Raw genomic sequence first — 12822 nt, forward strand, 5'->3', positions numbered from 1 at the left:
CGTGCGTCCGGGGAGAACGGCTCGGGCGCACGTGTGTTTTTGCGGTCGCCCGAGCTTCTCATGGGATGCGCGTGGGGATTAGTATTCGGAATTCCACCCTCCGTTTCACCCTACATGTATGCCCGTTTTGGCCACTTCTGCGGGCCGGAATAAATGATTCCGGCTGGTGGTGGTCCGGGGGCCCCGACAGCTGCTGTTACGTTCTCGGGAGTTGTTCGAAAGCGTGTATATTCTGATTCACGCGCGACCTGTCACGGGATATAATTTGCGTAATCCCTATCGGTACGCTAGCGATGCGCGGCGCAGACGCGCATGGCGCTGGCCCATTCCACTTCTCGGTATCTCACTCCTCGTCACGGGCCTGAGCGCTCCGGCGGCAACCGCCGCCGACGCGCCGAAGCGGCCCGGCCTCCAGCGCCTCACCAAGGTCTCGGGCGCGCCGGTCACCGGCAAGCCCGCACCCGCCCCCGGTGAGTCCCAGCGCAACAAGTGGACCGCGCCGCCCAAGGTGGCCTGGCCCGCGGCCGGGACGGCCGAGGTCGCCGTGCCCGCGACCACGCCAGCCGCCCCGGTGGGCCGGATGTTCGCCGCGCCGTCCGCGGACGGTCCGCTCGCCCCGGCCGTCACCCAGACGCGCGCCGGATCGCTGCCGGTGCGGGTCTCGGCGGGCAACGCCGTGGCCCAGCGCGAGCAGGCCAGGGCCCAGGGCCGGTCCGCGCTGAGCGCGGCCCCCTCCGCCGAGCCGCAGCCGGCCTCCGACGTCAAGGTCAAGGTCGACCTCCACGACCGCGCCGCGGCGAGCAAGGCCGGTGTGCCCGGCGGCCTGCTGCTGTCGGTCAAGCGGACCGACACCGGCAAGGCCGGCGCCCCGGTCTCGGTCGAACTCGACTACAACGCCTTCAAGAACGCCTACGGCGGCAGCTGGGGTTCCCGGCTGCGCTTCACCGCGCTGCCCGCCTGCGCGCTGACCACACCCGAGCGGGCGGAGTGCCGTACCGGCACTCCCGTGACCGCCACGAACGACCCGTACACGGGCACCCTGACGGCCACCTTCGACGCGCCCGCCGCCGCGCCCTCGCCCAGCGCCAAGTCCGGCGCGGCCGCGATGGCCGCCGCGCCCGCCGCCGCCCCGGCGACGGTGCTGGCCGCCGCTCCGAGCGCGGACGGCGCCAACGGCACGTTCAAGGCCACCTCGCTGAGCCCGACAGGCTCCTGGCAGGCCGGCGGCTCGGCCGGCGACTTCTCCTGGTCCTACCCGCTGGAGATCCCGGCCTCGCTCGGCGGCCCGAGCCCCTCGCTGGCGCTCGGCTACTCCAGCGCCGCGATCGACGGCCGCACCTCCGCCTCCTCGCAGCAGACCTCCTGGGTCGGCGACGGCTGGGACCTGGGGTCGAACTACATCGAGCGATCCTTCACCCCCTGCAGCCAGGACAAGAAGGAAGGCTCGGGGTTCAACAACCCCAAGGACGACACCGGTGACCTCTGCCACGGCGTGAACATGGTCACCATGTCCCTCAATGGGGGCTCCACGGTCCTCGTGCGGGATGACAAGAGCGGCCAGTGGCGCCCGGCGACCGACGACGGCTCCCGCGTGGAGCTGCTGACCGGCGCCGACAACGGTGACAAGAAGGGCGAGCACTGGCGGGTCACCACCGCCCAGGGCATCCAGTTCCACTTCGGCCTGAACAAGGTGCCGGGCTGGACCGCGGGCAAGCCTGTCACCAACTCCGCCCTCCTGGTCCCCGTCTACGGCAACCACCGCGGCGAGGACTGCTTCAAGCAGGGCGACTTCGCCGGCTCCGTGTGCGACCAGGTCTACCGCTGGAACCTCGACTACGTCGTGGACCCGCGCGGCAACGCCATGACCTACTGGTACAAGAAGGAGGTCAACCACTACGGGTCGAACTACAAGATCGCCGGTGGTTCCACCAACCGCGCCTACGACCGTGCCGGCTGGCTCGACCACATCTCGTACGGCCTGCGCAAGGACAACCTCTTCGCCCCGGCCCCGGCCCAGGTCGATTTCACCGTCGCCGAACGCTGCCTGAAGACCAAGGCCTTCGACTGCGCCGAGGCGAAGCTGAAGCCGGAGGTCGACTGGAACATCGCCAAGATGTGGCCGGACACCCCCGGTGACCAGCTGTGCGCCGCCAAGGAGGAGTGCAAGGGCCGGTTCACCCCGACCTTCTTCTCCCGCAAGCGCCTGACGGAGATCACCACCAAGGTCTGGGACGGCACCGCCCACAAGGCCGTCGACACCTGGAAACTGACCCAGGACTTCCCGCAGACCGGTGACGGCACCGACTACCCGCTGTGGCTCGCCGCCATCCAGCACATCGGCAAGAACGACAAGAGCGGCAAGGAGATCGCGCTTCCGCCGGTCACCTTCCGCGGCAAGCAGCTGCCCAACCGCGTCGACGGCATGGGCGACGGCAAGCCGCCGTACTACCGCTACCGCATCGAGGCGATCGACACCGAGACCGGTTCGACCGTCAACGTGCAGTTCAAGGAGCCGGAGTGCCGGGCCGCGAACCCGCGGGTCGTCCCGGACGCTCCCGAGTCCAACACGCTGCGCTGCTTCCCGGTCATCACCGAGATACCGGACCCGAACGACCCCAAGCGCGAGAAGAAGCTCTACGTCACCGACTGGTTCCACAAGCACGTCGTCGGCCGCGTCCAGGAGGAGGACCGCAACGGCAACTCGCCGACGCGCGTCACCGAGTACCAGTACCTGGGCAAGCCCGCGTGGGCGTACGACGACGAGACCGAGATGATGCGGCCGGGTACCCGCACGTGGTCGCAGTGGCGCGGCTACGAGCGCGTACGCACCCTCATCGGCGCGGCACCCGACAAGCGCTCCCAGACCGAGACCCTCTTCTTCCGCGGCCTCGACGGCGACCGCGCGACGCCCGCGGGCGGCAAGCGCTCCGTCAAGGTCAAGGACTCCGAGGGCAAGGAGATGACCGACCACCGGCTCTTCTCGGGCCAGACCCGCGAGGTCCTCGCCTACAACGGCGAAGGCGGACAGCTGGAGGCGGCCACCACCTACACCCCGTGGATCCACGGCCCGACCGCGACGCGCGTGCGTCCGGGGATCGAGCCGCTGGAGGCGTACGTCCGGGGCACCACCGACGTGGGCTCGCGCATCCTGCTGTCGGACAACCGCGGCTGGCGCCGTACGGCCCAGCACACGGAGTTCGACGACCGCGGCCTGCCCAAGTGGGTCTCGGACCTCGGCGACGTCGCCGACACCAAGGACGACAGCTGCACCCGCTTCGAGTACGACTCGGACGAGGCGCAGTGGATCATCGGCCGGGAGAAGCGGGTCGAGACGGTCGGCAAGGCGTGTGACGCGAAGGACGTCAAGCGCCCGGACGACCTCGTCTCCGACGCCCGGATGTTCTACGACGCCGCGGGCAACCTGTCGCGCACGGAGTCGCTGTCCGGTTACGCGAACGGCCGGCCGCAGTACACCACCGACGGCTCGGTCACCTTCGACGCGTATGGCCGTCCGAAGACCATGACCGACGTCTTCGGCAAGGTCACGAAGATCGACTACTCGCCGGCCGCCGACCAGCTCGTCACCAAGACGGTCACCACCAACCCCCTCGGTCACACCGAGACGGTGGAGACCGACCGCGGCCGCGGCTCGGTCCTGGTCAAGAAAAACACCAACAACCGGCGCGAGGTCCTGCAGTACGACCCGCTGGGCCGCCTGGTCAAGGCGTGGTCCCCGAACCGCGACCCCGACACCAAGTCGCCGGACGCCGAGTTCTCCTACGACGTCCGCCCCGACAAGCCGGTGGTCATCTCCACCAAGAGCCTCCTGGACGACGGCACCTACCGCAGCAGCTACGAGATCTTCGACAGCAGCCTGCGCATCCGCCAGACCCAGATGGAGGCCCTCGGCGGCGGCCGGGTCATCAGCGACACCTTCTACAACAGCCTCGGCCAGGTCTGGAAGTCCAACGGCGCCTACTACACCGCTGGCACCGCCTCCGGTGAGCAGTTCGCCCCGAAGGACAAAGAGGTCCCGGCCTCGACCCTGACCCAGTACGACGGATCCGGCCGTCCGACGGCGCAGATCTCCCGCAAGTTCGGCGAGGAGACGTCCCGCACGACCACCGTGTACGGCGGCGACAACATCACCGTCGACCCCCCGACCGGCGAGACGCCCACCCGGGCCTTCCTCGACGGCCAGGGCCGCAAGACCGAGCTGCGCCACTACCGCTCGGACTCGCCGACGGGCGCGTACGACACGACGCGGTACTCGTACGACATCCGCGGCGAGCTGGAGTCGGTCGTCAACGAGGCCGGCGACACCTGGTCCTGGGAGTACGACCTCCGCGGGCGCCAGGTCACGATGAAGGACCCCGACAAGGGCACGTCGAGGATGGCCTACGGCAAGGGTGACCGGCTGGAGTCGATCACCGACGCCCGAGGCAAGACGGTGGCCTTCGCCTATGACGTGCTGGGCCGGACCACGGCGACACACGACGGCTCGCTGGCCGGTCCCAAGCTCACCGAGACCGTGTACGACACGCTGCCCGGCGCCGTCGGGCTGCCCGTGTCCTCGACGCGCTACGTCAACGGCAACGCGTACACCCAGTCGATCAACGGCTACGACGAGGAATACCGGCCCACCGGTACCTCGGTGACGATCCCTCAGTCCGAGGGTGCGCTGGCCGGCACGTACACGTTCAACGTCGGCTACCGGCCCAACACCGGTCTGACGGCATGGACGCAGCAGCCCGCGATCGGCGGACTGCCCGCCGAGCGCATGACCATGACCTACAACCACTTCGAACTCCCCACGGTCATGGGTGTCGCGGGGAAGACGTTCGTGGGCAAGGTCGACTACTCGCCGATGGGCGACGTCCTGCGGACGGAGGCGGGGCCCGCCGGGTCCCAGGTGTACTCGACCAGCTTCTACGACGAGCAGACCCGCCGGCTGACCCGGCAGGTCTACGACCGTGAGAAGGCCCCGGGCCGGATCAGCGACACGTCGTACGAGTACGACACCATCGGCAACATCCTCAAGATCACTGACAAGGAGGGGCCGGAAGCCTCCGGCACCACCGACACGCAGTGCTTCGCCTACGACTACATGCGCCGCATGAGCGACGCGTGGACGGCCACCGACGACTGCGCGGCCAAGCCGGGCGCCGCCGGACCGGGTTCGAAGCCCAAGGTGGGCGGCCCCAACCCGTACTGGTCGTCCTACAGCTTCGACGCGGCCGGCAACCGCATCAAGGAGGTGCAGCACTCGCCCACCGGCGGGACCGCCAAGGACGTCACGCGCGACTACAAGTACGGCACGCCCGGCAAGGCGGCGGCCAACCGCCTGCAGCAGCTCGGCACCACCGGGCCGCAGGGCGTCCGGTCCGACTCGTTCACCTACGACGAGGCCGGCAACACCGACAAGCGCACCATCCAGGGCAACACCCAGGACTTCGACTGGGACACCGAGGGCCGCCTGGCCAAGGTCACCGAAGGCTCCAAGACCACGGAGTACGTCTACGACGTCGGTGGCAACCGGCTGATCAAGCGCGACCCGTCCGGCACCACGCTGTACCTGCCGGGCACCGAGGTGAAGCTCACCCCCGGCGGCAAGGTCGAGGGCACGCGGTACTACGCCCACCCGGCCGGCCCCGTCATGGTGCGCACCGCCAAGGACGGCGCGGTCTCCACCTCGTACCTGCTCCAGGACCACAACGGCACGGCGAACACGAGCGTCGACCAGGCGACCCAGGAGGTCTCCCGGCGCAAGTTCACTCCGTTCGGCGAGGTCCGGGGCACCGCCCCCTCCATCTGGCCCGACAAGAAGGGCTTCATCGGCGGGGAGGTGGACGACTCCACGGGGCTGGTCCACCTGGGGGCGCGTGAATTCGACCCGATGACAGGGCGGTTCATCTCCGTCGACCCGGTGATCGACTTCAACGAGCCCAAGCAGCAGAACCCCTACGCCTACGCGAACAACTCGCCGGTCACCTTCAGTGACCCCAGCGGCTTGTCGATCGCGCCGCCGGTGATGCCGGTCAAGGACTTCACCGACGCCGAGCTGGCGTGGGCGAACTGGGCGAAGGGCCGCAGCGCCCTCGACGTCGCGCTCGACGTCGCCGTCGGCATCCTCAAGGACGCCTCCGGCTACAACGACATCAAGGCGTGCCTGGGCGGTGACTGGGGTGCCTGCGGCATGCTCGCGTTCGAGGCGGCACTTCCCTTCGCGGGCAAGGCCAAGCGCATCCTGCAGGCCCTCGACCGGGCCTGGGACGCCTACAACAGCTGGATGGGCAAGCTGCAGCTCGCCCGGGACATCATCGCGCGCGCCCAGCGCTACCAGCAGGCGATGGCGAAGTACGCCGAGGACCTCGCGGAGTGGAAGCGCCAAGTCCAGGAGGCCGCCGAACGGGCCAAGAAACTGGAGGAGGAAGCGGCCGCGGCCAGGCGGGCCGCACAGGAACAGGCGGCAGCGGCGGCCAAGAAGGCCGCGGAAGCGAAGGCGACAGCAGCCCGGCAGGCGAAGGAAGCCGCGGCCAAGGCCAAGAAGGCGGACAAGGACGGCAAGGCCACCAAGTCCAAGGAGACCAGGAAGGCCGCCAAGAAGGACGCCGATGACGAGCCGGGCGAGTGCAACAGCTTCGTGCCCGGCACGAAGGTGCTGCTCGCCGACGGTTCCACCAAGGCGATCGAGGACGTCCGGATCGGTGACGAGGTCGCCGCGACCGACGCCGAAACCGGCAGCACGTCGGCAGAGCAGGTCGTCTCGCTGATCGTCGGTGAAGGCCGGAAAAAGCTGGTCGAGGTAACCGTCGACACCGACGGCGACCGGGGAGAGGCGACCGAGACCGTCACCGCGACGGACGGCCACCCCTTCTGGCTGCCGACGCTGCGCGAGTGGGTCAAGGCCGCCGAGCTGCGACCCGGCCAGTGGCTCCAGACGGACACGGGGACCTGGATCCAGGTCACCGCGGTCAAGGCGTGGACCGAGCAGAAGCGGGTCCACAACCTCACCGTCGCCAAGCACCACACGTACTACGTGGTGGCCGGAGTCACTCCGCTCCTCGTCCACAACTGCAACAAGACGGTCACGGCCTACCACTACACGACCAAGGAGAACTACCAGAAGATCATGAGTGGTGGCAGCAAGCAGGGAATCACCATCAAGGCGTCGGCGCCCTCCAAGGGGAATCCGAAGGGCGCGTACGTCACGGGAATGAGCCCGGCGGACCTTGCCAAGAAGCCTGGCGGATTCAAGTCGTTCCTCGGACTGACGCGAGAGAAGTCCGAGTACGTCATCCAATTCGAAGTGTGTGCCTGCAAGGTCGCCGGACGCCTCCGAGGAGGACGCGAACACGTCTGGTTCAGTCCGGAGGATCTGGACATCTCCAAGGCCAAGATCCTTTATCATGGCGCGACCAAGGGGCTGAGATGACCAGGAACGATGACCAGAACGGTGACGGATAGCCGTGGACTTCTCCGGATACGCGACGGATCTCGTCCTGGGCGGTTCGCCCGGTGACCTGTTCCGCCGCTTCTCGTCGAAGCTCGCCGAGAGGTGGCCGGCGTACCTGCAGAACGGGGCCGACCACCGCTCCTTCGACTTCGGCGCGATCGTCCTCGACCCCGAAGGCGATCGCGGTGAGTCGGAGGTCGCGACCTTCAGTCGCGACCTCGCCATGGAGGACTTCTGGGAGGAACAGGGGTATGCCCTGGGGGCGGACGGAGAAGGCCCGTTCGCGGTCTTCTACAAGCCGTTCCGCCAGTTCTCGGTCAAGGTCGACCGGGGAGTGGAAGTCGGCACCGGAGCGGACTGGCACGACTCGTTCATCCTGGTTCCGGAAGGGTTCCACGTATCCCTCGTGACGCCTGAGGACCCGTCCTCGGACCCGTTCTCCGGCTGGGTGCGCGACGTGCTCATCCAGTCGGTCTGGTAGGAGCAGAACAGCTCGAAGCCCTGCCGAGGCGACATGCCTCGGCAGGGCTTCGCCATATCCGGAAGCTGTGGGTCAGAAGCGGTCGGTCGGGACCGGGAACGGCGGGGCCGGCTTCGGGCCCGTCAGGCGCTCGCCCTCACGCGGGGGTATGGTGCAGGTGATGTCCTCGTACGGCGGGCGGCCCGTGGACAGGTACGCCGTGACCGGCGCGTTCGCGCACGACGACGGGTCGAAGAGGTACACGCCGTGGCCCTCGCCGCCGGCCGCCAGGACCATGCGGGATCCCTTCATCGCGCGGTGCAGCCCTTCGCCGCTGGTCAGCGGGGTCTGGGAGTCCCGCTCGTTCTGGACGGTCAGCACCGGCGTGCGGTTGTTGACGTTCGTGACCGGCTCGGCCGGCCGGTCCCAGAACGCGCACGGCGTGATGTTCGAGGCGAAGGCACCGTAGAGCGGGTATCGCTTCTTGTCGCGGACCGCGACGCGCCAGTACTGCTCCGGGTCGCGCGGCCAGGCGTCGGTGTTGCCGCACACCACGGCCCAGAAGACCGCCGTGCCGTTGTCCGAGGCGGGCTCGGCGGCGCGGCGGAACCGGCCCGGGAGGCGGTTTCGGGGACGTCCGGCCCTCCGCGGCCGCCTTGAGGGCCTGCACGAACTGCGCCGCCTCCTTCGGGTAGAAGAGCACCGGCCGGGCCGAGCGTATGTCGTCACCGGTGATCTTCTGGCCGTCGATGACGATCGGGTCCTTGTCGGCGCGCGCCACCGACGGTCGCATCAGGTCGGTCGGCGAGCCGCAGACGGGCGGGTAACGGTAGGCACGCCGACGGACCCTCCCTCGGCTCTGCCGAGCCGCCCGCGAAGCAGCACCGCCACTGATCGCAGGCGCCGTACGCATGGCAGCGCCGCCCGGAGCCGTGATTCCGCGTGGTAGACGGGCACGTGATGAAACATGCGTTGATCGATTGAGACGGTGCCGTCTCATCCGAAGGGACTACTCGGATATCGGTCTTCGCGGCGATTCGCTGCCCAGGGCTTCGGGCGAACGATGAGAAGGACCTGAAGAAGGGTGGTGGCACCATGCCGCACCGAGAACTCGATCTTCTGTTGGAGGACCTGACGCGCTTGGCGGCGCTCCCGCTGGAGCGTGGCGAGACGCTTCCGGCACGGGCCTACACCAGCGAGGACTTCTATCGCCTGGAGAGGGACCGCGTCTTCCGCGCCGACTGGCTGTGCGCCGGCCACGTGAACCAGGTCGCCGAACCGGGCGACTACCTGCGCACCGACGTCCTGGGCGAACCCGTGGTCATCACGCGCGACGAGGACGGCTCTCTCCACGCGTTGTCCCGGGTGTGCCGGCACCGCTTCATGGACGTGCTTCCGCCGGAAACCACTCCCGAGCAGGGGTCCCTGAAGCGGCTGACGTGCCCGTACCACACGTGGACCTACCGGCTGAACGGCGAGTACGCCGGGCAGCTGGCCGGGGCGCCCCTGATGAACAAGGTCGATTTCGACCGTGCGGCATGCCGGCTGCCCGGCTACCGCCTAGAGGTCTGGAACGGGCTGATCATGATCTGCGCCGATGCCGACGCTCCGGCGCTCGGCCCGCAGCTCGATGAGCTGACGGCCAAGCTCGCCTGCTACCGGCTGCCGGACCTCGTCGTGGCGTACAGCGCCGTATGGCAGGGGGTGGCGGCGAACTGGAAGGTGGCGCTGGAGAACGGCTCGGAGAACTACCACCACATGGGGAGCCACGCGGCGACCCTCGATCCGGTGCTGCCGGGCAGGGACACCGTCGTCGACGACTGCGACGGACGCTGGTTCACCATGTACACCCCCTTCGCAGCCGACGGCCTGCAGGCGGCGGACGGCGCAGCAGGGACGGCCAGTGCCCTGATCCCCGGCCTCGGGGAGCGGGAACTGTCGGGGATGACGATCGCGGGTGTCTTCCCCCATCTGGTGCTGGCCCTCCTGCCGGACAGCGTGACGTTCGCGCGGTGGATTCCCACCGGCCCCGAAACCCACGACGCCCACTTCACGGTGCTCGTGCCGCCCGAAGCCCGGACGAAGCCGGGATTCGACGCCTACGTCGACGCCTCGCGTCAGCAGCTGGAGACCATCCAGAGTGAGGACACCGTGGCCATCCGCGGGGTGCAGCGGGGGCTCGCCACCAATCCTGGGCCGTCCGGCGGGCGCTTCTCACACCTGGAGCGCCCCCTGTGGCAGTTCCAGCGCTACCTCGCCGACCGCCTCGTCCACCGCAGCCGCCTTCCCTGACGCTTCACCGCCCGCAACGGACGATCCGCACGCCCTGCGCCTGCGGGTACACGGAACGCTGCTCGTGGAACGCATCCGGCCCTCGCGGCCTGGGCGGGCCGCCTGCTGCCGGCGCCGCGAGCTGCACCCGTGGGAGTGGTCGTGGAGCGCGAGCGGGGCAGCGACAGCCGAGATGCGGGGCGTCGGGGAACCGAGGCCCGGACGAAGCGGTTCCGCGGGCAGTCTGCGCGGCTTGTCCATCGACTTCCGAGAACGGATCAGCAGCGGGCCGGACGCCTTCGGAAGTGGACGCTCGACGAGCGTCCTGGCTGCCGGCCCCCACACGCCCTCGGACACCCGCAGCGCAACCCGTGACGGCCGAGGGGCCGACTACCGCGCTCAGACCATCACTCCTCTCAGCGCGGTGCATGGGTAGGCCCCCGGAGCCCTACGTCCTCACCGGGCTGGGGGCCAAAAAGGTGAAAATGAACCTTCCTGCCGGCAGAAATGCAACCGGGCCGTCCCGGCCGAGGGAAAGGACGCTGACAGCACGTGCTTCCCTACAGTGAGGATCAACCCATGCGCTTGCGCAGCACCCTGGCCGCTGCCCTCGGCGGTCTCCTGCTCTCCGTGGCCCTGCCGGCGTCGCCCGCTGCAGCCGCCAACGGCGACTTCACGTACTCGTACGTCGGCCTCAACGGCCTGAACCTGCGCGGTGTGCTCGCCGACCCGGACAGCAGCGTGTGCATCAACATTCCCGAAACGGTCGGCTCCGCCCTGCCCGCCCTCGCCCCGAGCAACTTCACGGACTCCACCGCCACCGTGTTCCTCGACTCGGACTGCGACGGCGACACCTTCTACGTGATGGCCCCGGGCAAGAGGCTCGGTGAACGCCTGCGGCTGCGCTCGGTCGTCTTCAGCTGACACCACACCCCGCACCGCGCGGGACGCCCGGCCCCTTTCGCAAACGGGCCCGGCCCTGCGAGGTACACACGCCCGTGGGGCGAGGCGGCGGCCGTCTGGGCACTGGTCCAGGTTTCGCCCCGGCCGAGCCCGGCGGGCGGCGGGCTGCTCGAAACCACGGCGCGGGTCGCGTGAGGCAGGGCGGGAAGTGGTTGGCGGGCGCAGGGCCCCGGCCAGCCGTGTCGAGCCCGGGGGCCAGGAGCAGCACGTGGTGTCCCGCGGCTCCGTCGTGGTCGGCGGGCCGGCCACGTCGCCCTCCTGTGCCTGCTGCGGATCGTCCGTTGGCTTGTCGCCGCTCACTGGCTTCCGCTCGCGATTCACTCCGACCTCAAGAGCCGCGAGAAGACCTACCCCGTCCTCACGGCCCTGGCCCAGACCGGCGAACAGCAGGAACGTCTCGCCGACCGGCTCTCGGCCGCCCGCCTCGCCGGCGAGGAGATCGAACCACGCGACCCCATCGAGACCGAAGCAGCCCGCCGCCTCGCCGACGGCCTCAAGAACCAGTGATCACCCGATCACCAGCACTTTCTCAGGGGGGAGCGTCACGGCGGACGTCTCCTGTCAGGTGCGCTTGGCCGCGGAACGCTGGGACTTGGCGGTGTTGGCCGGCCTGGCGGACTTCGCGGCCGTCGTGGACTTCCGGGCGCGCGCCGGCCTCGTCGACGTCCTGGCCGGGGCGGCGGGCGTGTCCGGGGCCGCCTGGGCGGCGGCCGACTCCGCATCCCGCTCCGCGGCGGCCTTCGGGGCGGAGCCGGAGGCCGTACGGGACCGGCCGGTGTTCCACTTCAGCTCGATCTCCAGCTCGATCTCGTCACCGGCCACCTCGATCTCCACCTCACTGCGGAGCTCGTCGGGCACGCGCAGGCTCAGCACCCCCGCACCAAGCTCGACCTCGGCCTCACCGCCCTCCCGGAGGGCTTCGGCGAGCGCGGCGAGCAGGTCCGCGGCCTCGGTACGGGACAGCGAGCGCTTCTGCTCGAACTTGAGGTCCTTCACGGACGCCTCCAGGGCAAGGGGCCGGGCGCGACGCGGCCGGACGGACGCGACATCGACATGCTCCATCACGCACCGGCGTCCCGCACGACCCGGACGGCCCACGGGGTGACACGCTGCCCGAGTGGCGGCCCCGCCACCGGCGGCGTGTACGGGCCGCGGCCCGGTGAGCACCGTGCGACGGTGCAGCTCCGGGAGGCACGACGGACGACGAGGGGCCGGTGATCGTAAGGACGACTCGTTCGAGGACCGGCGCCCCGAGCAGGTCTACCGCCTCGCCATCGTGTCCGTGGTCTTCCTGCCGCTGTCGTTCATCACCGGCTTCTTCGGGATGAACTTCACCTTCCTGACGGACAGTCTGCAAAGCAGGGACGAGTTCTGGCTGCTCGCGGTGGGCCTGCAGGTCCTCGTCCTGTCCATCTCCCTGTACGTGCTGCACCGCACCCGGATCTGGCGCCGGCTGCGCGAGGACGACTGGTGAGGCCCGGCAGGCCCAGGTGACTGGGCCTACGGGCGTTCGAAGTACGGGAGCACGCCGCCCGTGAAGCGCCCAAGAACCCAACGGCCGCCCACGCAGGACGCTCGGCTGGGATACTCCAGCCGAGCGTCCATCCGCCTGGACGAACCGCTGCCCACCGAATGGCGCGGCGGCGGGCCGGCCGTCTGGAGTCCGGAGACC

General features: G+C 69.5%; 7 protein-coding genes. 5 read left to right on the top strand and 2 right to left on the bottom strand.

The annotated features are described in order from the left end of the window. Positions 1–265: 265 nt before the first annotated feature. Complete coding sequence (locus C0216_RS15690; protein ID WP_162793226.1) at positions 266–7435, top strand: RHS repeat-associated core domain-containing protein; 7170 nt, start codon at positions 266–268, stop codon at positions 7433–7435. Between the two features lie 34 nt (positions 7436–7469). Then, positions 7470–7937, top strand: a complete 468-nt coding sequence (locus C0216_RS15695) for a hypothetical protein (RefSeq protein ID WP_114055890.1) — start codon at positions 7470–7472, stop codon at positions 7935–7937. Positions 7938–8009: 72 nt separating this feature from the next. Here the strand turns inward: C0216_RS15695 and C0216_RS15700 are convergent, their stop codons facing one another. Further along, positions 8010–8468 carry an alpha/beta hydrolase gene (locus tag C0216_RS15700; RefSeq protein WP_342777108.1) on the bottom strand — a complete coding sequence of 153 codons (459 nt, stop codon included), beginning with the start codon at positions 8466–8468 and terminating at the stop codon, positions 8010–8012. A 543-nt stretch (positions 8469–9011) separates the two neighbouring features. Here C0216_RS15700 and C0216_RS15705 point away from each other — a divergent pair. Both C0216_RS15705 and C0216_RS15710 read left to right on the top strand, forming a co-directional pair. Further along, positions 9012–10208 (top strand): aromatic ring-hydroxylating oxygenase subunit alpha, encoded by a 1197-nt coding sequence (locus C0216_RS15705; RefSeq protein ID WP_114055891.1) that lies wholly within the window; start codon positions 9012–9014, stop codon positions 10206–10208. A gap of 558 nt (positions 10209–10766) precedes the next feature. Beyond that, on the top strand, positions 10767–11111 hold the full coding sequence (locus tag C0216_RS15710) for a hypothetical protein (RefSeq protein ID WP_114055892.1): 345 nt from the start codon (positions 10767–10769) through the stop codon (positions 11109–11111). 600 nt (positions 11112–11711) lie between these two features. Here C0216_RS15710 and C0216_RS15720 read toward each other — a convergent pair. Then, positions 11712–12146: an amphi-Trp domain-containing protein gene (locus tag C0216_RS15720; protein ID WP_114055893.1), complete on the bottom strand. Its 435-nt coding sequence runs from the start codon at positions 12144–12146 to the stop codon at positions 11712–11714. A 163-nt stretch (positions 12147–12309) separates the two neighbouring features. Here C0216_RS15720 and C0216_RS15725 point away from each other — a divergent pair, with 163 nt between their 5' ends. Next, entirely contained in the window at positions 12310–12624 is a 315-nt protein-coding gene (locus tag C0216_RS15725) for a CorA family divalent cation transporter (RefSeq protein WP_246042560.1), read from the top strand. Positions 12625–12822: the final 198 nt, after the last annotated feature.

The sequence above is a fragment of the Streptomyces globosus genome, from assembly GCF_003325375.1.
In the GTDB taxonomy this organism is placed as follows: domain Bacteria; phylum Actinomycetota; class Actinomycetes; order Streptomycetales; family Streptomycetaceae; genus Streptomyces; species Streptomyces globosus_A.

Bases quoted from the DNA above. Each gene is read 5' to 3' on its own strand.
- C0216_RS15705 (WP_114055891.1), top strand. From the start codon at position 9,012: ATGCCGCACCGAGAACTCGATCTTCTGTTGGAGGACCTGACGCGCTTG.
- C0216_RS15710 (WP_114055892.1), top strand. From the start codon at position 10,767: ATGCGCTTGCGCAGCACCCTGGCCGCTGCCCTCGGCGGTCTCCTGCTC.